Annotated in this window: 17 protein-coding genes and 2 pseudogenes; 7 read left to right on the top strand and 12 right to left on the bottom strand. The window is 70.7% G+C overall.

The genetic code is table 11. From position 1 onward, the window contains the following. Positions 1-45: 45 nt before the first annotated feature. Positions 46-183, top strand: a complete 138-nt coding sequence (locus ACQEV2_RS08560) for a hypothetical protein (protein ID WP_433038234.1) — start codon at positions 46-48, stop codon at positions 181-183. 64 nt (positions 184-247) lie between these two features. Here ACQEV2_RS08560 and ACQEV2_RS08565 read toward each other — a convergent pair whose 3' ends face one another. Continuing rightward, entirely contained in the window at positions 248-697 is a 450-nt protein-coding gene (locus tag ACQEV2_RS08565; RefSeq protein WP_433038236.1) for a GNAT family N-acetyltransferase, read from the bottom strand. A 139-nt stretch (positions 698-836) separates the two neighbouring features. On the opposite strand from ACQEV2_RS08565, the gene ACQEV2_RS08570 reads away from it, so the two are divergent. Then, on the top strand, positions 837-1,844 hold the full coding sequence (locus tag ACQEV2_RS08570) for a lytic polysaccharide monooxygenase (RefSeq protein ID WP_433038238.1): 1,008 nt from the start codon (positions 837-839) through the stop codon (positions 1,842-1,844). A 72-nt stretch (positions 1,845-1,916) separates the two neighbouring features. Here ACQEV2_RS08570 and ACQEV2_RS08575 read toward each other — a convergent pair whose 3' ends face one another. Both ACQEV2_RS08575 and ACQEV2_RS08580 read right to left on the bottom strand, forming a co-directional pair. Beyond that, the gene (locus tag ACQEV2_RS08575) at positions 1,917-2,786 is read right to left on the bottom strand and encodes an esterase/lipase family protein (RefSeq protein ID WP_433038240.1); all 870 of its coding nucleotides are present in this window, start codon (positions 2,784-2,786) and stop codon (positions 1,917-1,919) included. 174 nt (positions 2,787-2,960) lie between these two features. Continuing rightward, positions 2,961-3,207: pseudogene (locus tag ACQEV2_RS08580) on the bottom strand (MarR family winged helix-turn-helix transcriptional regulator); the annotation flags it as partial. A 221-nt stretch (positions 3,208-3,428) separates the two neighbouring features. Here ACQEV2_RS08580 and ACQEV2_RS08585 point away from each other — a divergent pair. Then, on the top strand, positions 3,429-3,794 hold the full coding sequence (locus ACQEV2_RS08585) for a cupin domain-containing protein (RefSeq protein ID WP_433038242.1): 366 nt from the start codon (positions 3,429-3,431) through the stop codon (positions 3,792-3,794). On the opposite strand, the gene ACQEV2_RS08590 is transcribed toward ACQEV2_RS08585, so the two are convergent. Further along, a complete protein-coding gene (locus ACQEV2_RS08590; RefSeq protein WP_433038244.1) occupies positions 3,772-4,776 on the bottom strand; it encodes a DNA polymerase Y family protein in 1,005 nt (334 codons plus the stop codon). The two genes, ACQEV2_RS08585 and ACQEV2_RS08590, sit on opposite strands and share 23 nt — an antisense overlap. After that, positions 4,773-8,242 (bottom strand): annotated as a pseudogene (locus ACQEV2_RS08595) (DNA polymerase III subunit alpha). Before ACQEV2_RS08595 ends, ACQEV2_RS08590 begins: the two are co-directional and overlap by 4 nt. Before the next feature lie 180 nt (positions 8,243-8,422). Between ACQEV2_RS08595 and ACQEV2_RS08600 the strand changes: the two are divergent. Continuing rightward, positions 8,423-9,466, top strand: a complete 1,044-nt coding sequence (locus ACQEV2_RS08600) for a DUF3533 domain-containing protein (RefSeq protein WP_433038246.1) — start codon at positions 8,423-8,425, stop codon at positions 9,464-9,466. 303 nt (positions 9,467-9,769) lie between these two features. Here the strand turns inward: ACQEV2_RS08600 and ACQEV2_RS08605 are convergent, their stop codons facing one another. Together ACQEV2_RS08605 and ACQEV2_RS08610 are read right to left on the bottom strand one after the other, a co-directional pair. After that, positions 9,770-10,852, bottom strand: coding sequence for a S1 family peptidase (locus tag ACQEV2_RS08605; RefSeq protein WP_433038248.1), 1,083 nt, complete (start codon positions 10,850-10,852; stop codon positions 9,770-9,772). Positions 10,853-11,128: 276 nt separating this feature from the next. Beyond that, positions 11,129-11,974 carry a slipin family protein gene (locus ACQEV2_RS08610; RefSeq protein ID WP_433038250.1) on the bottom strand — a complete coding sequence of 282 codons (846 nt, stop codon included), beginning with the start codon at positions 11,972-11,974 and terminating at the stop codon, positions 11,129-11,131. A 108-nt stretch (positions 11,975-12,082) separates the two neighbouring features. On the opposite strand from ACQEV2_RS08610, the gene ACQEV2_RS08615 reads away from it, so the two are divergent. Beyond that, a complete protein-coding gene (locus tag ACQEV2_RS08615) occupies positions 12,083-12,949 on the top strand; it encodes an alpha/beta fold hydrolase (RefSeq protein WP_433038252.1) in 867 nt (288 codons plus the stop codon). 39 nt (positions 12,950-12,988) lie between these two features. Here the strand turns inward: ACQEV2_RS08615 and ACQEV2_RS08620 are convergent, their stop codons facing one another. The 3 genes from ACQEV2_RS08620 to ACQEV2_RS08630 form a co-directional block, all read right to left on the bottom strand. Next, a complete protein-coding gene (locus tag ACQEV2_RS08620) occupies positions 12,989-13,714 on the bottom strand; it encodes a hypothetical protein (RefSeq protein ID WP_433038254.1) in 726 nt (241 codons plus the stop codon). A gap of 74 nt (positions 13,715-13,788) precedes the next feature. Continuing rightward, complete coding sequence (locus ACQEV2_RS08625) at positions 13,789-14,694, bottom strand: S1 family peptidase (RefSeq protein ID WP_433038256.1); 906 nt, start codon at positions 14,692-14,694, stop codon at positions 13,789-13,791. Between the two features lie 266 nt (positions 14,695-14,960). Next, positions 14,961-16,214, bottom strand: coding sequence for a DUF5685 family protein (locus ACQEV2_RS08630; protein ID WP_433038258.1), 1,254 nt, complete (start codon positions 16,212-16,214; stop codon positions 14,961-14,963). A gap of 334 nt (positions 16,215-16,548) precedes the next feature. Between ACQEV2_RS08630 and ACQEV2_RS08635 the strand changes: the two genes are divergently transcribed. Beyond that, entirely contained in the window at positions 16,549-16,986 is a 438-nt protein-coding gene (locus tag ACQEV2_RS08635; protein WP_433038260.1) for a cell division protein SepF, read from the top strand. Positions 16,987-17,024: 38 nt separating this feature from the next. Here ACQEV2_RS08635 and ACQEV2_RS08640 read toward each other — a convergent pair whose 3' ends face one another. Both ACQEV2_RS08640 and ACQEV2_RS08645 read right to left on the bottom strand, forming a co-directional pair. After that, complete coding sequence (locus ACQEV2_RS08640) at positions 17,025-18,215, bottom strand: acyl-CoA dehydrogenase family protein (RefSeq protein ID WP_433038262.1); 1,191 nt, start codon at positions 18,213-18,215, stop codon at positions 17,025-17,027. 135 nt (positions 18,216-18,350) lie between these two features. Then, the gene (locus ACQEV2_RS08645) at positions 18,351-19,958 is read right to left on the bottom strand and encodes an MFS transporter (protein ID WP_433038264.1); all 1,608 of its coding nucleotides are present in this window, start codon (positions 19,956-19,958) and stop codon (positions 18,351-18,353) included. A gap of 261 nt (positions 19,959-20,219) precedes the next feature. On the opposite strand from ACQEV2_RS08645, the gene ACQEV2_RS08650 reads away from it, so the two are divergent. Next, a complete protein-coding gene (locus ACQEV2_RS08650) occupies positions 20,220-21,377 on the top strand; it encodes a mannosyltransferase family protein (protein WP_433038266.1) in 1,158 nt (385 codons plus the stop codon). Positions 21,378-21,480: the final 103 nt, after the last annotated feature.

A 21,480-nucleotide genomic window follows, 5' to 3' on the forward strand; every position in this document is an offset into this window, starting at 1 on the left:
CCTCCTTGAGAACGAGGAACTCGGTGGCCCCTGAAGGAGGCAGCCATGCGCCGTGTGACCGTGCAGAAGCCCCTGAAGAGGAAGACGGACGCCCGCCGGGTCCTTGAGGAGGCCGACGAGCGCCCCTCGGGACGACCCGAGGTCCGCAAGGACATCGCGCAAACCTGGTGGCCGGACGGCTGAGACGTGCTGCCGGCCGCATCAAACGGAAACGCAAGCAAAAGGACAAACGTCATACGGGAACGCGTCAGGTCAGCCGCTTGCGGTAGTGGATGCGGTCGTACGGCCCGTCCACCCGACGTTCGATGATCTCGTAGCCGTACTTCGGGTAGATCTTCTGGTTCTCCCACATCAGCGCGTTCGTGTAGAGCCTGACCTCGGGCAGGCCGAGCGCACGAGCGCGTGCGTCCACGAAGTGCAGCAGCCGCCGCCCCACGCCCTTGCCGTGCGCGTCGGGGTGGACGGCGATGCTGTCGAGGAACAGATGGTCCTCGTGCGTCTCGAGCACGACGAGCCCGATCACGGGATCGCCCGTCACGAACACCTTGCCCGCGGCGACGTTCGCCGCGTGGTCCGCCTCCATGGGCACGGGGACCACCCCGATGCGCTCGATGTAGTGCGTGTAGGCCGCGTCGGTCACGTCCTTCACGGCCGGGACGTCGGCGGCCGTGGCGGGCCGGATCTCCTCGCTCGTCATGGCGTGCACGCTACCTACCTGATCTCAGTCTGAGCACTCCCTTAAGGCGACCCTAAAGATCGCCGCGAACCCCCTGCGACAGGCGATTTCACGGTTTCTTGGATCCGGCACACCCGTTCCGGTTCCGAGGAGATCCCCCATGCCCGCACGCCGCAAGGCCGCCACCGTCGCCGCCCTCGGCCTGACCCCGCTCGCCCTGACCGCCCTCGCCACCGCCCCCGCCGCGGCGCACGGTGCGATGGGCGACCCGGTCAGCCGGGTCTCGCAGTGCTACGCGGAGGGCCCGGAGAGCCCGAAGTCCGACGCGTGCAAGGCGGCTGTCGCGGCGGGCGGTACGCAGGCCCTCTACGACTGGAACGGCATCCGCATCGGCGACGCGGCCGGCCGCCACCAGGAGCTGATCCCGGACGGCAAGCTGTGCAGCGCGAACAGCGACGAGTTCAAGGGCCTCGACCTGGCCCGCGCCGACTGGCCGGCGACGAGCGTGAGCAGCGGGTCGTACACCTTCAAGTACCGCGTGACCGCCCCGCACAAGGGCACCTTCAAGATCTATCTCACCAAGCAGGGTTACGACCCCACAAAGCCGCTGGCCTGGGACGACCTGGACCTGGCGAACCCGGTGGCGACGGCCACCGACCCGGCGGCCTCGGGCGGCTTCTACACGTTCTCCGGCACCCTGCCCGAGCGCTCCGGCAAGCAGCTGCTGTACGCGGTCTGGCAGCGCTCGGACAGCCCGGAGGCCTTCTACTCCTGCTCGGACGTCGCCTTCGGCGGCGGCACCGCCGATGACAGCAGCGCCGATGACAGCAGCGGCGGCGGCGGCGCGCCGGCCCCGAGCGCCTCCGCGCCCTCCGAGGAGCAGATCGAGGACGGTGCCGACAAGTCGACCATCGAGCACCACGGCCACGGCGACCAGGACGCCAGTACGTCGGCGGACCCGGCCGCGGCGGCCGAGGAGGCGCAGTCCTCCACCCCGGCCAACCGGCCGAAGGCGGCCGGCGCGGGCGAGAACCTCGCCGAGACCGGCGGCGACAGCAGCACGGCGTATCTGGCGATGGGCGGCGCGGCCACCCTGGCACTCGGTTCGGCGGTCCTGTTCGCGTCGGTGCGCCGACGGGCGGCCGGCGGCGCTCGTCACGGTCGCTGAGCCAAGAGCTCCGGGGCCTGACCGGCGGCTCAGGTCGGTCAGGCCCCGGCGGTGCGTTCCGCGCTCACCTGCTCAACTGATCGCGGAGGCGCAGGTGGTGGGGGTGGCGTGGGCCGGGTCGAGCGCGTTGGCCACCTCGTGGAAGGCGATCCGGTCGGTCAGGCCCACGAAGGCGTGCTCGGACAGGTCGACCGAGCACAGGTCCTGGACCAGGACGTTCGTCACGCCGGGCCCGCTCAGGAACTGGCTTCGATACGGCGTGACCACCTCGTCGTACTTGGTGGCGATGACCGTGTAGCGGACGCCGGGAACGGTGTCGCCGCCCGCGTTGAGCCTGGTCATGAAGTCGGAGCCGACGACCTGCTGGGCGAGGGCGGGCGTGGCGGTGGTGAGCAGGTCCTCGGCGCCCGAGAAGTACGGGAGCAGGTTGGTGAGCCCCGCCAGGGTGGTGCCGTGGTTGTTGGGCGCGATGCCGACGAGGGCGTTCACCTTCACGGCACCGCCGAGGAACTTGAGGTAGTAGCGGGGCATCATGCCGCCCTGCGAGTGACCGACGAGGTCGGCCTCGGCGGCGCCGGTCGCGGCGAGGACCTTGTCGACGTAGGCGGACAGTTGCTCCGCCGACTTGTCGATGGGGCCGAGGGCGTGGAAGAACGGCACGCCCGGCAGTTGGCCGTAGTCGAGGGAGAAGACGCAGTAGCCCCGGTTCTTCAGGTAGGGCGCGAGTCCGAGCCAGTTGTCGACGGAGTTCGCGAAGGTGCCGTGCACGAGGACGACGGGGCGGGGGTGGGCGGCGGACGGCTTGCAGGAGTAGTCGTTCCAGCCACTGTTCGAGGTCGCCGCCGCTTCGGCCGCCTGGGCGGTGGTGGCGGGGACGACGGCGACCGCGGTGGTCAGCAGCAGCGCGGCCAGGGGTCTGAGCACTCGTTTCCAGGGCAGCATCGGGTGATCTCCTTGCGGCTCAAGGGAGGTGCGACTGCCTTACGCCCTGTGATCCGGATCACGAGGATGCTGTTCACTCGTCAAGTTACGGGCGAGTAGTAGACGTGTGAAGTTACGCGTCAGTAAAAACTTCCAGTGATAGTCAATGGCGGATGAACGTCTCCTGATAAGCCGTCACCAGGAAGGACGCAGGGGGCCGCTGGGCGCGAGACGCAGCAACTGGCGATACAGCGCGGACTTCAGCCTCACCCACCAGACCGCTCCATTCGCGCACGACGTCCGCGGCCGCCTCTTCCGCGGCCCGCGTACAGGCCCACCCGCGCTCGGTCAGCACGACCAGCCGAGCACGCGCATCCTGCGGATGCGGCCGTCGCTCGACGTACCCCTTGCGCACGAGCTCGTCCACGAGCTGACTGGCGGCGACCGCGCTGCGCGGCTCAGCCGAGTTGACGTCCCGGGGTTCAGGACGAGGTCGCCCTCCCCCTTCCCGCCGCAGCGGCGCTACACCAAGACAGCGCGTTCCGGCGGTGCCCGACGACCGCCCCCGCTGCGGCACCCAGGCTCACCGGAACGCATTGTTTCCGGGGCACCCACGGTCGGCCTGGACCCCCGACCACGTGGATCGACTGCCAGTTGAACAACGTGCCCCCTACCCGTGCAGCCCAAGCGGAGCGGCCCGGCGCACGCTTCGTCTCGTACGCCACGCCCCGCACCGGCAGCAAAGAACTCTGCGCCTGGCGCGGCGAGATCCCGGCCGGGACCAAGGCCCCCGCACACACCGTCAACCGGGAGGAGATCCTCCACCTCCTCGACGGCGAACTGCTGATCACCCTCGACGACCGCACCGACCGGATCACGCCCGGCGACACCCTGATCATCAACCCCGGCGCGACCCTGACCGTCGAGAACCCGACCGACCGGACGGCGATCACCTGGGTCACCACGTCCATCGGCCTGACGGCGGAGCTGGCCGACGGCACCCGCATCACGCCGCCGTGGGCCAACTGAGCCCTAAACGGCGAGCGAGCGACCCCGGCATCACCGCATGCGGCCCGAACTTCGCTCGCGCGCGGTCCGCGACCTCCTCGAGGCGGCGGGCCTTCTCGTCGAGCGGGTCGAAGGTGAGCTGGTAGGAGGCCTGCTCGGCGGGGTCGAGGCCCTCCGCACGCAGGGCGAGGGCGCGGACGCGGGCGCGCTGGAGGCCGAGGGCGTCGTACAGGCCGTACGCCGCCCTGGTGAGCGCCGGCGAGTGGGCCGTCGGCTCCTTCAGCGCACGGCTGCGGGTGGTCGAGGAGCGGTCGGCGTAACGGACGGTGAGGGTCAGGGTGCGGCAGACCTTGTCCAGGGCGCGCAGCCGGGCGCCCAGTTCCTCGGCGGCGGAGAGCAGGGCGCGGTGGTGCCGGTCGGGGTCCAGTTCGTCGCGGGTGAAGGGCCGTTCGGTGGCGAGCGAGCGCGACACGGCGTTCGGCATCACCCGGCCCCGGTCGATTCCGCCCGCCTTCTCGTGCAGCTCACGGCCCGCCTTCGCGCCGACCAGGCGCTGGAGCGTGGACAAGGGGGCGGCGGCGACCAGGCCGAGGGTGTCGAGGCCGTACTCGCCCAGGGTGCGGGCGGTCGCGGCACCGACGCCGGGCAGCGCGGCGACGGGCTTCTCGGCGAGGAACTCCGCGATGGCGTCCGGCTCCTCGGGGACGGCACAGGTCACCCCCGGCCGGGCGTCCCGCAGGGCGACGCGGGCCAGCATCGGCCCCGGACCGGCGCCGATCACGCAGTCGACCCCGTGATGGGCGAGGGCGCGCACCCGGATCACCGACGCCAGCTCGACCGCGTTCCGCCCGAAGTACCGCTCGGCGCCCCGCAGATCGGCCAGCGCCCCGTCGGGTGGCAGCGCCTGAACGACCGGCGTGAAGTCCTCCAGCAGTCCGAGCAGCCCCGGCAGGGCCGCCTCGTCCGTCGGCGGCAGCTGGAAACGTACGCAGAGGATGGTCATCCCGCACTCCCCGGACTCTGGTGCCACAACTTCCGTATCTGTGAAGGCTCTTGACCCGCCGGTCGCAGATCGGCCCACGGGTTCAGTTCGTATCCGGTCGGCATTTGGATTCGCCGGCCGCGCGCCGGATCTCCGCCGTCCCCTGTGGCCCCCGTCGCCCCCGGCACCGGTACCGGCTCCGCCAGCCGCGCCGCCACCTCGTCCAGCCCGCCCTCGGCACGCAGCTCGATCAGCTCGGCGAGATTCCAGGCGGCGGAACCCACCACGCTCAGGCTGCGCGGCCCGCGCCGTTGCACCACGCCACGCACGAGCAGCAGCCAGGAGTGGAAGACGGTGTGGGCGCACGCGTCGTGCGAGTCGTCGAAGAAGGCGAGGTCGACCAGGCCCGTCCCGTCGTCCAGCGTGCTGAAGATGACCCGCTTGCCGGACCGGATCGGGGGCGTCTGGGTGGCCGCCTTGGCCCCGGCGACCAGCACGGCCTCGCCGTGCCGCGCCTCCCGCAGCCGCCGCGCCGAGACGACGCCCAACTCGTCGAGGAACGCCCGGTGGTCGTCCATCAGATTGCGTGAGGCATCCATGGACAGCACACCCAGCTCGGCACTGAGCCGCTCCGCCGAGCTGAGGTCGGGCAGCCCGGCCGCGGCCGTCTTCCGCCCGCCCGCCAGCGGAAGCTGTCCCCCGCCGCCGCCCCGGGCGCCCCGGTGCAGTTCGGTCAGGTGCAGTTGCAGATCACGCCGGTTGCCCCCGAAGGCGTCGAGCGCGCCGACCTGCGCGAGCCGCCCCGCGAGCGGACGACTGGGCCGGCCCCGCTCCCAGAAGTCGAGGAGCGAGGCATACGGCTGCCCCTCCGCGATCCGCGCCGCCTCGGCCTCACTGATGCCGTGCACGTCGGAGAGGGCGAGCCGCAGCCCCCAAGTCCCCCCGGACCGCCCAGATTCAGACACCAGTTCGATCCGGTGTGCGACCCCCGACACATTCACGTCCAACGGCAGGATCGGCACCCCACGCCGCCGCGCGTCCGCCAGCAGCAGCCGCTTCGGATACATCCCGGGATCGTGCGTGAGCAACCCGGCATAGAAGGCGGCCGGATGATGGGCCTTCAGCCAGGCCGACTGATAGGTCGGCACGGCGAAGGCGACCGCGTGCGCCTTGCAGAAGCCGTACGACCCGAAGGCCTCGACGATCTCCCAGGTCCGCCGGATGGTCTCCGCGTCATACCCCTTGGCCGCCGCATGCTGTGCGAACCACACCCGGATCCGCCCCTGCGACTCGGGATCCGACAGCCCGCGCCGCACCCGGTCGGCCTCGTCCCGACCGCAGCCGGTCATGATGTGCACGATGTCGATGATCTGCTCGTGGAAGACGACGACCCCGTACGTCTCCCGCAGCGGCTCCTCCAGGTCCTTGTGCGGATAGCGCACCGGCGCCCGCCCGTGCCGCGCCTCGATGAACGGCCGCACCATGTCGGCGGCGACCGGCCCGGGCCGGAAGAGCGAGATGTCGACGACGAGGTCATGGAAGGTCGCCGGCTGAAGCCGCCCTACCAGGTCCCGCTGCCCGGGCGACTCGATCTGGAAGCACCCGAGCGTCTCCGTCGAACGAATGAGCTGATACGTCGCCGGATCGCCGTCCCCCCGCTCGAAGTCGAGCGCGTCCAGATCGATCCGCTCCCCCGTGACCCGCTCCACCTCCGCGACCGCGTGCGCCATCGCCGACTGCATCCGCACGCCCAGCACGTCGAGCTTGAGCAGCCCGAGGTCCTCGACGTCGTCCTTGTCGAACTGCGACATGGGGAAGCCCTCGCCGCTGGTCGGCATGACCGGCGTACGGGAGAGCAGGGAGGCATCGGAGAGGAGCACCCCGCACGGATGCATGGCGATGCCCCGCGGAAGGGCATCGAGCGCCTCGGCCAGCTCCCACAGCTTGCCGTACTTCTCCCGCTCCCCCGCCAGCTGCCTGAGCTCGGGCAGCTCGTCCAGTGCCGCACGGGCGTCCCGCGCCCGGATGTGCGGGAAGGACTTGGCGATACGGTCGATGTCGGCGGGGTCCATGGACAAGGCCGCACCCACGTCCCGGATCGCATGCCGCACCCGATAGGTCTCCGGCATCGAGACGGTCGCGACCCGCTCGGTCCCGAACCGGTCGATGATCGCGCGATAGACCTCGAGCCGCCGCGCGGACTCCACATCGATGTCGATGTCGGGCAGAACCAGCCGCCGCTTGGACAGGAAGCGCTCCATCAACAGCCCGTGCTCCACGGGATCGGCGTGCGCGATGCCGAGCAGATGATTGACGAGCGACCCCGCCCCGGAGCCCCGCGCGGCCACCCGGATCCCCATCTTCCGCACGTCGTCCACCACCTGAGCAACCGTCAGGAAGTACGAGGCGAACCCGTGGTGGGCGATGATGTCCAGCTCCTGATGCATCCGCTCCCAGTACGCCCGCCGCCCGTCATAGCCGCGCAGCACCATGCCCGCCACGGCCCGCGAGGCGAGCGCCCGCTGGGCGGTGCGCTGTCCGGCACCGACGAGGTACGGCTCGGGGAAGTGGACGCTGCCGATACCGAGGTCGTCCTCGGGATCGACGAGACACTCGGCAGCCACCGCCCCGGTCTGCTCCAGCAGCCGGTACGCGGTGTCGCGCCGGAAACCCGCGGCCTCGACGACCCGCTCGGCGACCCGCCCCATCTCCTCCGCATCCTTGAGCCAGGCCTCACCGGAGTCCAGGTCCTTGATGGAGTCGATGGGCACGAGCCGACGCGCGGCGTCCAGCACATCGGCGACCGGCCCCAGACCGGGCTCCGCATACCGGACGGCATTGCTCAGCACGGGCCGCACACGCTGTTCGGCGGCGAATCCGACGGTACGGGCGGCCAGCCGCAGCGAGCCCGGGCCGGTGCCCTTGCGCCCGTGCCAGACGGCCTCCAGCCGCAGGGAGTCGCCGTAGATCTCCCGCCAGGGCCCGAGCAGCCTGGCCGCCCGATCGGGACGCCCGGCGGCAAGCGCACGCCCGACATCGGACCCGGGACCGAGCAGGACGATCAGCCCGTCCCCCGGTTGTCCCCCCGGGGCAGCATCGGCGGCCCCTCCCCGGCATGCGCAGCCGAAACGATTCGGCACAGATCGGCCCACCCCTGAGCCCCATCCCGAGCAAGAAAGGTGACCCGAGGCGTCGACTCATCGACAAAGGCGCCACCCCGCACCGGCACGCGACGACGCCGCACAGAGTCCCCCGACCCCGACAGCTCGTACTCCTCCACGGCCAGCTCGACGCCGAACAACGGCCGCACCCCCGCCGCCGCACAGGCCTTGGCAAACCGGACCGCACCCCCGAGCGTGTCGCGATCGGTGAGCGCCAGGGCATCCATGCCCTGCTCGGAGGCACGCTCGGCCAGCCGCTCCGGATGCGAGGCCCCATACCTCAAGGAGAACCCGGAGGCGGTGTGCAGATGCGTGAACCCCGGCACACGCACCTCCCGCACTCATGAGCCCGGGACCGGCTCTCGAACACCGATCCTCGAACATCAGTTCCCAACTCTCCCACCCCCACCATAGACCATGTCCGGCCCCTTTCTCGAACACTCGTACGACATCCGTTCAGCCGCCTCCCACCTGCACAAACACGCCGCAACCCGGACCGTGGGGGCATGACGCAGACCACCGGCGCCGACACTCCACGCAACCCCTTCCTGGCCGAGGTGAAGGACGCCGTCACTCCACGAGCCACGCTGCTCGTGACCGGCACGGTGGCCCTGGCCCTGCTCTTCATCGCCTCCTACGTGGGAGCACTGCACGACCCGAAACCCAAGGACGTCCCCTTCGGCGTCGTAGCCCCCCGAGCAGCCGCCCAGCAAGCAGTGACCCGACTGCAGAACCTGCCCGGCGACCCCCTCGACCCCCGCGCCGTGACCGACGAGGCAACGGCCCGCAAGCAGATCCTGAACCGCGACATCGACGGCGCCCTGCTGATCAACCCGACAGCCACCACCGACACCCTCCTGGTGGCCACCGGAGGCGGAAGGGTGCTGGCCACCACCCTGGAGACCCTCGTCACCACCCTCGAAAAATCCGAGGCCCGCACACTCCGCACCATCGACGCGGCCCCGGCCGCCCGCCGTGACGCCAACGGCCTCTCGTCCTTCTACGTGACCGTGGGCTGGTGCGTGGGCGGCTACCTCTGCGCCTCGATCATGACGATCAGCTCGGGCGCCGGCCGCCCCACCCCGAGACGCTCGGCGATCCGCCTCATCGCCATGGCCCTGGTCGCCATCATCGGCGGCCTCGGCGGCGCCCTGATCGTCGGCCCGATCCTCGACGCCCTGCCCGGCAGCATCGCCGCCCTCTGGGGCCTCGGCGCCCTGATCATCTTCGCGGTGGGCGCGGCCACCCTGGCCTTCCAGGCCACCTTCGGCATGGCCGGCATCGGCCTGGTCATCCTGATCATCGTCATCCTGGGCAACCCCAGCGCGGGCGGCGCCCTCCCACCCCCACTGCTCCCCCCGTTCTGGAGAGACCTCGGCCCAGCCCTGCCACCGGGCGCAGGCACCTGGGCAACACGCTCGATCGCCTACTTCAAGGGCAACGACATGACCGCCGCACTCCTGGTCCTCTCGGCCTGGGCGGCAGCGGGCACCGCGATCACACTCCTGGCGGCCCGGCTGCGAACAGGCGCCCGCCCCAAGACGCCGTAACGCACGGAGATACGCACCCGCAGTCGCGTAGGGCGGGAAGGGGACGTGCCGGGGGGTGTCCGCCCGCAGCGGCGGGCGTCAACACAGGGCACCCTTCTGAGGAACGGCAACCGCCCGACCGAGGACGGACACCCCCCGGCACGGCCCCGACCCCCAACCCACCGCAGGCGCTACGCGAACCCCCACAAAGCAACACAGGCCGCCGCAGGCATACGCGCCACAACCCGCACCAAACACGCAAAGTCCCGCCCCCCAAACAACACAGGGGCGGGACTTCACGAACGAACCGAGCGACGAAAGGCGTCAGCCGATCTCGGTCCCCGTCGCCGACAGCGCCTCGGTCACCGGCTGGAAGAACGTCTCCCCACCGGAGGTGCAGTCACCGCTACCCCCGGAGGTCAGCCCGATCGCCTTGTCCCCGGAGAACAGCGACCCACCACTGTCACCCGGCTCGGCGCAGACGTCGGTCTGGATCAGCCCGTTGACGATGTCACCGTTGCCGTAGTTCACGGTGGCGTCCAGCCCGGTCACCTTGCCGTCGTGCACCTTCGTGGTCGACCCACTGCGAGTGACCGCCATGCCGACGGTGGCCTCGGCCGCCCCCGTGATCTTCTGCGTGGAGCCGTTGTAGAGGTTGACCTCGCTCGGGTGGTCGACCTCAGCGGTGTACTTGACCAGCCCGTAGTCGTTGTCCGGGAAGCTGGACGTCTCGTTGCTGCCGATCTCCTTGCCGCTGGAGTCCGACCAGGTCGAGATACCCTCGGTGCAATGCCCGGCGGTCAGGAAGAACGGCTCGCCGCCCTTGACGACGTTGAAGCCGAGCGAGCAGCGCCCACTGCCACCGGTGATCGCATCACCACCCGCGATGAAGGGCTTGAACTCCCCCTTCGTCCGCTGGAGTTCGGCCGTGGCGCCCAGCCCGTCGACCACCTTGCCGAGCTTGGCCCACTCGGCATCGGACACCGTACGGTCGGCGGTCACGACGATCTTGTTGGTCGTCGGGTCCGTCACCCAGGAGGTGCCCGGAATGGTCGCGTCCTGCTTGAGCGTCGTCCGCGCGCTCTTCAGCTCGGCGAGCGAGTTCGCGACGACCCGCGCCTTGGCCCCGGCCGCCTCGACGGCGTCGGCGGCGGCCTCGTCGAGGACGTTCACAACAAGGTTCTTGGTCTGCGCGTCGTAGTAGGTACCCGCGGCATCGGCGCCGAGGTCCTCCGCGAGCGTCGAGGCGAGCTTTCCGGCCGCGCCGACCGACAGGGTCTTCGGCGCGGATGCCTCAGGCGTCTCACTCGCGTTCGCAGTCTGGAAAGTCACTCCCGCGGCCACCAGTGCGGCGATACCCGCACCTGCCACGGCTGCACGCCGCTTGGGTATGCGTCGGTGCTTCAACTCACGTCCTCCTGTGGGGGGTCGGCCCGAGAGGTTGTGGGGACCTCACGAACCGGAAGGCGTACGGCAACGAAGGCGGCGCACAACAAAAGCCGCGTCCGGGCCGGTTGAACAACGTTCACTATTCCGGTGCCCGCAGGGAGCGCACAAGGTCGACTTCAGGACGCGCGTAGAACAGGGTTGCGCTCCCCCGCCCTCTTGACCGTGCACAGTCACACCCGCTCCCTTCGCACAGCAAACACCGCAAGCGAGCGAACCATAAGCAGCGCGTGAGGTCTACTCCTGTCTTGAATTCGACCCTCCGGGATCCGAATCCAAGCGGACCTCAAGGGGCGGGGGTTCACCCTGCCCGGGGGCCGTGACCTGCGCCCCCTTCTCCAAAAACCGCAACAATTCCACCGGAATCGGCAGCACCAGCGTGGAGTTCTTCTCAGCCGCGACCGCCATCACCGTCTGCAGCAACCGAAGCTGCAGAGCCGCAGGGGCGTCGGCCATCTGATGAGCCGCCTCCGCCAGCTTCTTCGAGGCTTGAAGTTCCGCGTCGGCGTTGATCAGCCGCGCTCGCCGCTCCCGATCGGCCTCCGCCTGCCGCGCCATGGACCGTTTCATGGTCTCGGGCAGCGACACATCCTTGATCTCCACCCGGTCGATCGTCACGCCCCACTCGACAGCCGGGCTGTCGATCATCAACTCCAGCCCTTGGTTGAGCTTTTCGCGGTTGGACAGCAGATCGTCCAGCTCGCTCTTGCCGATGATGGACCGCAGCGACGTCTGCGCCATCTGCGAGACCGCGAACCGGTAGTCCTCCACCCGTACGACCGCGTCGGCCGGGGAGGTCACCTTGAAGTAGACGACGGCGTCGACCCGCACGGTGACGTTGTCCCGGGTGATGCCCTCCTGTGCGGGCACGGGCATCGTCACGATCTGCATGTTGACCTTGCGCATCTTGTCGACGCCCGGAACGATCATGGTGAACCCGGGCCCGCGCACCTGGGAGCGAAGCTTCCCGAGCCGGAAGACCACCCCCCGCTCGTACTGCTTGACGACCCGCGCTGCCGCCGCCACATACACCGCTCCGGCGGACGCGAGCGTCACTCCCACCGCCACCAGCTCCCCGACCATGACGACCCCCCAGGGTCCGAATGAGGCGCACCAGGTGTGTACTTCGACGGTAACTCCGGGATGTTCGCGTTGGGGAGACGGAGGACACAGGTGGTCGGCGGCGTACGGATGCAAGACGGGCGATGGCTGAGGGTCGAGGAGCGCGGCGACCCGGACGGCACGCCGGTGGTACTGCTGCACGGCACCCCCGGCTGCCGGCTCGGCGTGGTGCCGGAGGACGTCATGGCCGCGCACCCGGGGATACGGTTCATCGCCTACGACCGCCCCGGATACGGAGGTTCGGACCGTCTGCCGGGCCGCAGGGTGGCCGACGCCGCCCGCGACGTGGCGGAGCTGGCGGACGCCCTGGGGCTCGACCGGTTCGCCGTCCTCGGCCGCTCGGGCGGCGCCCCGCACGCGCTGGCCTGCGCCGCGCTGCTGCCGGCGCGGGTACGGCGGGCGGCGGTGCTCGTGTCCCCCGCACCGCCGGACGCGCAGGGGCTGAGCTGGTTCGACGGGATGGCCGAGTCCAACGTCGAGGAGTACACCCGGGCGCTCACCGACCCGCTCGGTTTCGCCGAGCGGCTCGCCACCCGCGCCGCCGCCATCCGCAGGGACCCCGCACAGCTGCTGGTGTCCATCCGCGACGGGCTCACCGATGCCGACCGGCGGATCGTCTCCGCCCCGGCCGTCGGCGAGATGCTGCTGCGCAACTACCGTGAGGCGCTGCGCACTTCGGCGTACGGCTGGCTCGACGACAACCTCGCTCTGCTCAGCGACTGGGGCTTCGACCCGGCCGCCGTCACCCGGCCGGTCCTGCTGTGGCACGGCGCCCTGGACACGTTCTCGCCGGTGGGCCACTTCAAGTGGCTCGCGGCCCGCATCCCCCGCGCCCGTCCCGTCCTGGAGCCGGACACGGGCCACTTCGGGGCGCTGGATGCCGTACCCGCCGTACTCGACTGGCTCTGCGCGACGCCGCCGCACCCTGCGCCCTGACCAGGGCGGGCCCGCCCTCGGTGCCGACTCGCGGCCGCCTCACCGAGCGGAGCGCCCCGGACGGCTGCCGGGCCAGTCCAGCCGGGCGCCTCGCATCAGGTCCATGATCCGCTCATGGCTGTCGCCCACGGCGTCGGTGACCCGCAGCCGCATGCGCAGTTGGTCGATCTCGTCGACGAACCGCCGGCCGTAGGCCCCCGCCCGCATCCCCCCGCTGCCCAGGGGGAACCCCGCACCGGTCAGCCGGAGGTAGTAGTTCTTGCCCTGGACCAGCCCTCGCTCGGCGAGCACCTCCCGCAGCCCGGCGTGGTCGGTCCACTCGGTGGGCTCCCCGCCACGCGGGACGAAGCAGTAGTCCACGCGCTCCACAACGGCGTGCTGCGAGCCGCCGTTCAGTATCTCCACGGTCCAGGCCGACTCGTCCGGACCGAGGTCGCCGACCGTCCAGCTGGAGCTCCAGCCCAGCGCGGGCCGCACCGTCCGCCCGTACTGGGCCCGGCCGAACACGGCGGCGAGCGCGACCGCCAGCAGGCTGCCCAGGGGATTCATGTCCATCAAGCGCAGCCGCCAGGGCCACTCCTGGCTCGCCGTGCCGGTCACGTTCGACCGCACGATCTCCCACAGCAGCACCAGCGTCAGCACGATGAGCAGCACGAGCGGCGCCACGAACAGCAAGGGGCTGCGCCGGACCCGCCGTTGCCGGTCGTCGAACTCCAACTCCGCTCCCTCCCCCGTGACGGCGTAGACAGTAGCGAGCCCCCGCACGGCGGTTGCGTGCGGGGGCTTGCGTGCTGCCGGTTGCGGATCAGGCCATCAGGTGCCGATGTCCGAGGCGGACGTCAGTAGACGCTGACACCGTAGGCGCTGAGGGCCTCCGTGACCGGCTGGAAGAAGGTCGTGCCACCGGAGGTGCAGTTGCCGCTGCCGCCGGAGGTGAGACCGTACGCGGTGCCGTTGCTGCCGTACAGCGAACCGCCGGAGTCGCCGGGCTCGGCGCAGACGGTGGTCTGGATCAGACCGCCGACGACGTCGCCGCCGCCGTAGTTGACGGTCGCGTTGAGGGCGGTGACACGGCCGCTGTGCGTGCCGGTCGTGGAGCCGTCGCGGATGACGGTGGTGCCCACGCTCGGCGTGGCCGCGCGGGTGATGTCCACGCCGTTCGCGGTGCCGGGCCGGCTGACGGACCCGGAGTACCGCACGATGCCGTAGTCGTTGCCCGGGAAGCTGGAGCCGGCGGTCGAGCCGATGACCTGGGTGCGGCCGGAGTTGGAGTACCAGGTGCCCGCGCCGTCGGTGCAGTGGCCGGCGGTGAGGAAGTACTGGTTGCCGCTGCTGTCCTGGACGTTGAAGCCGAGCGAGCAGCGCCAGCTACTCGCATAGATGGCGTCGCCGCCCTGGATGAACTTGCTGAACTTGCCGGGGGTGCGCTTGATGGTGAGCGCGTCGGCGTTGTCCCCGGCCTGCTGCTTGATCTTCGCTATCTCCGCCTGGGAGACCGTGCTGTCGACGGTCACCATGACGCGGTTGGTCTTGCTGTCGACCGCCCAGGCGGTGCCCGGGATGTCGGCCTTCAGCACCGAGCCGCTGGCGCTCTTGAGCTGGGCGGCGCTGAAGGTGGTGGGCGTGTCCGCGGCGTTCGCGTTGGGGATCGCGATCGCGGCTGCGGCCACGAGTCCGGAGGAAACGGCGATCAGCCGGGTCCGTCTCGTAATGCCGCTGCGGGGGGTGGTGCGCTTGATCCTCACTTTTCGTTCCCTCCAAGGGAAGTCGGGGGCCCGCGTGGGGTCGGGGCCCGTGAGGCGCAGTCAGCGGGCCGTGTGTCCGGATTCCGAACACGCCGTGCTCCTGACAAGCGCTGAGGGGGAGTATTCGGCCGAACGTCGGGTAGCCGCAAGGGCGCCTTTCGGCCGTCAAGCTTTGAACGATCCATGAAAGTTGGCCGCCTTTGCCCCCCGTCAGCCATCGCCGCCCACGTACCGGGGCTGTCCGGAAGTCGCCTCTCCGGACAGTCCTAGCAACCGTCGCAGGGGCAGCAGCAGTCGCAGCCGTTGCAGTCGCAGTCCCGGCAGCAGCCCTCGCGCTTCTTGCGGGACCACGGGCCCTCGTACTCCTTCGCACAGCACAGCTTGCAGGTGCAGCACAGCAGCCAGAACATCCCACAGCCGGCCCAGAACCCACGCCGCCCCTTCGGCGGCTGCGGGGCCGGTCCACCGCCGAACCCCCCGAAGTCACCACCGCCACCGCCACCGCCACCACCGCCGGGCGCTCCCCCACCACCCGCGTACGGGTTCCCACCGGCATACGGACTCCCGCCGCCATACGGATTCTGCGGCATCCCGTACGGCCCCACCCCCTGCCCCTGCTGCGGCGGCTGCCCATAGGGCCCGGGCTGGTGGGACGCGCAGGTGGGCACGGTGCCGAACGCCCGGTCCACCGAGCGCCGCAGCTCGTGCACCAGCAGCAGGTGCGCGAGTGTGGCATCCGTGAACTCGACCTCACGCAACGCCAACCGCACGCCGTGCACGGCGTCGTCGGCGAGCCGCCGCGCCTCGGCGAGCGAGGTTCCCGTGGCCGTCAGCGGGTTCCACCCACCCGACGCGGCGTCAGCGGCCTGGTCCTCCACGGCGTCCAGGAGATGCGCCAGCCGTCCGAAGAGGCGCCCGGCCTCGGCGAGCGGCTCGGCGTTGTGCGGCCGTCCGGCCAGGATCGCGGTGTGTGCGAAGGCGGCTGCGGTCGCCGTCTCGGTCGGTTCGGTGACGGCGAGGATCGGCGTCCCGGGCCCGGCCAGCGCCTCGACGCCGATCTGCCGGTCCACCGCGTCGACGAGTACGGCCGTGTCGAACCCGACGGCCGAGCCGGTGCGGGCACCCGCCGCGCCCCAGCCCGCGGCCACCCGGCGCGCAGCAAGGGCCACCGGCTTGCGGGCCAGCAGCCCGTCCCCGTCGGCCACATGGTCCCGCACCTTTGCGGAGGCGAGCACCAGCGAGACGGCGGCGGCGAGCCGCGCACCCTCACCCTGCGCGACGGAAGCGGTGCGCATTCCGCGCAACGGGCACGGTCCCGCCGTACGCCGCAGTCCACTGTTCTGCTCGGCCTGAGCCTCCGTCAGAACGGAGATGAGGAGCCCGTCGTAGTTCGTCACGATCCGCGCGAGCTGACCGTGGTCCCCGCGCAACGAGAGGCACAACCCGCACAAATGCGCCATCCATTGGCCGGCGAGCTTTTCCCCGAGCCGATGACGACAGGGCCTGACTATTCCGAACACGACGCTCCCCCGAGGTTCTTACGGCATTCCCGCGCCGCTTCCTGCGACGCTGAGCTGCCGCATCGTACCGACCGGAGTACCGATCGCGAGGGCGGACTCGTTCACCCGTACGCACCCGGCCTCACCCATACGCCGCGAAGAATCATATTTCACTCACAGTCAGCAGCCGTACGTGGCATGCCCCTTGGGGGACACGGGCTCTCGACGGATCCGCTGTGCACCAGTACCGTCACAAACCCCCCGCGCGGCGTCTATCCACTTGGCACGACGTCCGCATCATGGATGACCATAGGGATGCGGAAGGGAAGAAAGACCGCTGTGAGAGGAGGCGTCCATGGGATCGGTGCGCAAGGCGAGTGCCTGGCTGGGCCTCGTTGACGACAACGATGACGAGCGTTACTACGACGACGACTACTCCGAAGGGACCGAGCCCGGGGATGCCTGGGTCACCGACCCGCGGGTCAAGGTGGCCACGGATGTCGCAGAGGAGAAGGGCCGCCGTATCGGCACGGTCACCCCGGACAGCTTCCGGGACGCCCGCGCCATCGGTGAGCTGTTCCGGGACGGGGTCCCGGTCATCATGAACCTCACGGCCATGGAGCCCGCCGACGCCAAGCGCGTCGTCGACTTCGCGGCAGGGCTCATCTTCGGGCTGCGCGGCTCGATCGACCGCGTGTCCAACCGCGTGTTCCTGCTGACCCCGGCGGACACGGAGATCATCAGCGGGGAGCCGGCGGCTCACCGCTCGGACGGCTTCTACAACCAGAGCTGAGGCAGGGCCGCTCACCGGCCCTGCCTCCCGCGCGGGGTCTACCGGAACGCGTCGAGTCCGGTGAGCGCCTTGCCCAGCACGAGCTGGTGCATCTCGACGGTGCCCTCATAGGTGAGCACCGATTCAAGGTTGGTGGCGTGCCGCATCACGGGATATTCGAGCGAGATCCCGTTGGCACCCAGAATCGTCCGGGCCGTACGGCAGATGTCGATGGCCTCGCGGACGTTGTTGAGCTTGCCGAAGCTGACCTGCTCGGGACGCAGGCGGCCGGCGTCCATGCGCCGCCCCAGGTGGTGGGCGAGCAGAATCCCCTTGTGCAGTTCCAGCGCCATGTCGGCGAGTTTGGCCTGGGTGAGCTGGAAGCCCCCGATCGGCCGGCCGAACTGCTCCCGTGACTTCGCGTAGTCGAGCGCGGCCTCGAAACAGGACCGCGCCGCCCCCATCGCACCCCACACGATCCCGTACCGCGCGTGCGACAGACAGCTGAGCGGCCCCTTGAGCCCGACCACCTCGGGCAGCACGGCATCGGAGGGCAGCCGTACGTCGTCGAGGACGAGCTCGCTGGTGACGGAGGCGCGCAGCGACAGCTTGTGCTTGATCTCCGGGGCGGAGAACCCGGCACTGTCGGCCGGCACGACGAATCCGCGAATCCCCTCCTCCGTCTGCGCCCACACCACGGCGACCCCGGCGACGGACCCGTTGGTGATCCACATCTTCCGCCCGTTGAGCACCCAGTCCGAGCCGTCCCGCTTGGCATACGTCCGCATGGAGCCCGGGTCGGACCCGTGATCGGGCTCGGTCAGCCCGAAGCACCCGATGACCTCGCCGGAAGCCATACGAGGCAGCCACTGCTGCTTCTGCTCCTCGCTCCCGAACCGGTGAATGGCGTACATGGCGAGGGACCCCTGCACAGAGACCAGGGACCGGATCCCGGAGTCGGCGGCCTCGAGCTCCAGACAGGCGAGCCCGTACTGCACAGCGGAGGCACCGGCGCACCCGTAGCCGTCGAGGGACATCCCGAGGGCGCCGATCTCCCCCAGCTCGCGGGCGAGCTCACGGATCCCCGGCAGCTCGCCCTTCTCGTACCACTCGGCGACATACGGCACGACCCGATCCGCCGCCCACTCCCGCACGGTGCCCCGGATCGCCAGGTCCTCGGGCTCCAGGAGGTCGTCGATGCCGAGGGGGTCGGCGGGGTCGAACGGGGGCAACTTCGAGGACGCGGACATGGGACCACCCTCCGGCAACGACTAAAACTAGCAGCGCTAGTTACGACTCTGGGGCAGACGCTACGACGCAGTGTCCCGCACGTCCAGTAGAACTCCCACGGACCGCAAGCCGCCGACGGCGAACAAGCCCCCTGGTCAAGCGGAGACGCGGGACTCCACGACTTCCCGAGGCGCAGGAATCTCCGCCTCCACGGCAGGCGCCTCACACTGCATGACCCGCGGCAACCGCAGCGCCATCACCGCGCCCAGCAGCAACAACCCCGCGCTCACCAGCAACGTCACATGCAACCCGTGCACAAAACAGTCCCGAGCCGCCCGCTGCAGGGCCACCCCCGCCGACCCGCCCAGCTGCGCGGCAACCTCGTAGGCCTCCCCCAACGAGTGCGAAGCCGCCGCGGAGGCCGACGCCGGAACCCCCGACACACTCGCCAGCCCGGGCGCGTACGCCGCGTTCATCACGCTGCCCAGCAACGCGATCCCGATCCCGGCGCCCAGCTGGTACGACGTCTCCCCGATCGCCGCCGCCCCGCCGGCCTGTTCCTGCGGAGCCTCGCTCAGCATCGACTCGTACGCCCCGAAGAGCGTCGTCTCCAGTCCGAAGCCCAGCAGCACGAACCCGAACAGCAGCAGCCCGGGGTTGTCCTCGCCGCCCATCGCCGTCAGCAACAGCACCGCGACGGCCGTCAGACAGAACCCGGCGCACACCATCCGACGCGGCCCGAACCGCCGCAGCAGCCGCGCGCCCGCCAGCCCCGCCGCCATCGCGGCGAAGGTCAGCGGCAGCAGCCGTAGCCCGGTCTCCAGCGGCGACAGTCCCAGCACCAGCTGCAGATACTGCGCCGCGATCAGTTCGAGCCCCACCAGGGCGAGCATCGCCAGGACGATGCACCCGACGGACGTACTGAACGCCGGCCGCGCGAACATCCTGAGGTCCACCAGCGGATGCGCCCGGCGCCGCTGCCGTCGTACGAAGAGCACCAGCAGGGCCGCGCCGACCACCAGCGGCACCAGGGTGAACAGGCTGGCCAGCGGCTCCCCGCCGCCGAGCCGCTTCACGCCCAGCACGACGCCGAACAGTCCGCCCGCCGCCAGCAGCGCGCCGACCACGTCCCAGGGGCCACGGCCGTCGCCCTTGGACTCGGGCAGCAGCAGGCGACCCACCGGGAGGCTGACCAGCATCAGCGGGATGTTGACGAGGAAGACCGAGCCCCACCAGAAGTGCTCCAGGAGGAAGCCGCCGAGCAGCGGCCCGACCGCCGCGCCCACCGCGGCCACCGCGCTCCAGATACCGATCGCGAGGGCGCGCTCGCGTCGGTCCGGGAAGACCTGGCGCAGGATCGACAGCGTCGCGGGCATGATCATCGCGCCGCCGACGCCGAGCAGGGCGCGGGCCAGGATCAGCACCTGCGGGTCGTGCGCGAGGGCCGCGAGGCCGGAGGCGAGGCCGAAGAGGCCGTAGCCGAGCAGCAGGACCCGTCTGCGGCCCACGCGGTCCCCGAGCGTGCCGAAGAGGATCAGCAGCGAGGCGCAGACCAGCGGGTAGATGTCGACGATCCAGAGCAGTTCTATCGCGCCGGGCCTGAGGTCCTCGGTGACTGCGGGCACCGCCACGTGCAGGACGGTCGCGTCGACGGCGACGAGGAGCAGGCTGACGCACAGGACGACCAGGACGACCCAGCGGTTGGCACCGGCCCCGGCCGCCCGACGGCGCAGCGCAGCGGCAGCCGTGGTCGGACCGGACATGTACGTACCTCCCAGATGTTCCCTCGCCCCGGCGGGCTCACGGGGTGGGGACTCCCCGTGACTCGGCCGGAGAGGAGCGGTGGTCTCCGGCCCGCGCAACGAAGCGAGTGAATCGTCAGGGTACGCGAGTCCGCGCCGGTGCCGAGTGGCGGACCTCTCACACTCCCAGCGGAACAGGTGTGGCGTACGCCACTCCCCTCCCCCTGGGCAGCACACCCGAGCGTGCCCACCCGGTTCCCCGCCAGGTCGATAATCGGGCCCGTGACCGACCTTTCTACGCGCGTGGCCCCTTCGGCCCTGAACCGGGCGGCCCCGGCCCTCCTCGGGTATGCGGCCGTACGTGCCCTGGGGCTGCTCGCGCTGGCCCTGTGGAGCGCGGCCTCCGGCAAAAGCGCGTACACGCTGCTGACCGCCCGCTGGGACTCGCTCTGGTACAGGAGGGTCGCCGAGCTGGGTTACGGCTACGAGGTGCGCCTGCCGAACGGCGACGTGCACTCCAACCTCGCCTTCTTCCCACTGCTGCCCTGGCTGGAGCGGCTGGTCGCGGCGGTGACCCCTCTGTCGTACGCCGACGCGGGGTTCCTGGTCTCCCTGCTCGCCTCGCTCGCCGCGGCCTGGGGGATCTTCGCGGTCGCCGACCATGTGTACGGCCGCCGGGCGGGGGTCTGCGCCGCGCTGCTGTGGGCGGTGCTGCCGGTCGCGGTCGTGCAGTCGATGGCGTACAGCGAGTCGCTGTTCACGGCGCTCGCGGCCTGGTCGCTGTACGCGGTCCTGACCGGGCGCTGGCTGACGGCGGGCACCCTGGCCCTGCTGGCCGGTCTGACCCGTCCGGTCGGTCTCGCCGTCGTCGCGGCGGTGTGGGCGGCCGGGATCGCCTCGTTCGTGCGGGATCGAAGGGCGGCGCCCGCCGACCGCGCGCGTGACCCCCGGCGCGCCCTCGGCATGCTGCTGGCGCCCCTGGGCGCCGCCGGTTATGTGCTGTGGGTCGGCCATCGCACCGGCAAGGGCCCGCTCGGCTATCTCGACGTCCAGGCCGGCTGGCGCAACGGCTTCGACGGCGGTTACGCCTTCGCCCGTTTCGTCGCCGACAAGTTCACGTCGTTTCCGTCGGCGCTCGCGGGCCTCGCGCTGATCGCCGGGGTCGGTCTCGTGGTGTGGCTGTACCTGGTCTGTGTCCGGCAGGGCCAGCCGCTCGCGCTGCTGGTGTACGCGGGGGTCGTCACGGCGCTCGCCCTGTGCGCGTCGAGCTACTTCGGCTCGAAACCGCGCCTGCTGCTGCCCGCCTTTCCGCTGCTGCTCCCGCTCGCCGTTGCCCTGGCCCGGCTGCGCACGCGCAGGTCGGCCGCGGTGCTGGCGCTCGTCGCGGGGGCGTCGGCGCTCTACGGGGCGTTCTGGCTGAACGGCTCCGGTCCCCCGTGACCGGCTGACGTACATCCGATGAGCGCCGGGAGAATTCAGAACCAGCTTTCGGTGAACGAATTTATAAAGCGCATAAAACCATGCGCTGGAATGATCAAAGGAA

Origin of the sequence: Streptomyces sp. CA-251387 (genome assembly GCF_050936625.1) — a bacterium.
GTDB lineage: Bacteria > Actinomycetota > Actinomycetes > Streptomycetales > Streptomycetaceae > Streptomyces.

Coding starts and splice junctions, on each gene's coding strand:
- ACQEV2_RS08560 (WP_433038234.1), top strand. CDS start 46: ATGCGCCGTGTGACCGTGCAGAAGCCCCTGAAGAGGAAGACGGACGCC.
- ACQEV2_RS08565 (WP_433038236.1), bottom strand. CDS start 697: ATGACGAGCGAGGAGATCCGGCCCGCCACGGCCGCCGACGTCCCGGCC.
- ACQEV2_RS08570 (WP_433038238.1), top strand. CDS start 837: ATGCCCGCACGCCGCAAGGCCGCCACCGTCGCCGCCCTCGGCCTGACC.
- ACQEV2_RS08575 (WP_433038240.1), bottom strand. CDS start 2,786: ATGCTGCCCTGGAAACGAGTGCTCAGACCCCTGGCCGCGCTGCTGCTG.
- ACQEV2_RS08590 (WP_433038244.1), bottom strand. CDS start 4,776: ATGACCATCCTCTGCGTACGTTTCCAGCTGCCGCCGACGGACGAGGCG.
- ACQEV2_RS08600 (WP_433038246.1), top strand. CDS start 8,423: ATGACGCAGACCACCGGCGCCGACACTCCACGCAACCCCTTCCTGGCC.
- ACQEV2_RS08610 (WP_433038250.1), bottom strand. CDS start 11,974: ATGGTCGGGGAGCTGGTGGCGGTGGGAGTGACGCTCGCGTCCGCCGGA.
- ACQEV2_RS08615 (WP_433038252.1), top strand. CDS start 12,083: ATGCAAGACGGGCGATGGCTGAGGGTCGAGGAGCGCGGCGACCCGGAC.
- ACQEV2_RS08635 (WP_433038260.1), top strand. CDS start 16,549: ATGGGATCGGTGCGCAAGGCGAGTGCCTGGCTGGGCCTCGTTGACGAC.
- ACQEV2_RS08640 (WP_433038262.1), bottom strand. CDS start 18,215: ATGTCCGCGTCCTCGAAGTTGCCCCCGTTCGACCCCGCCGACCCCCTC.
- ACQEV2_RS08645 (WP_433038264.1), bottom strand. CDS start 19,958: ATGTCCGGTCCGACCACGGCTGCCGCTGCGCTGCGCCGTCGGGCGGCC.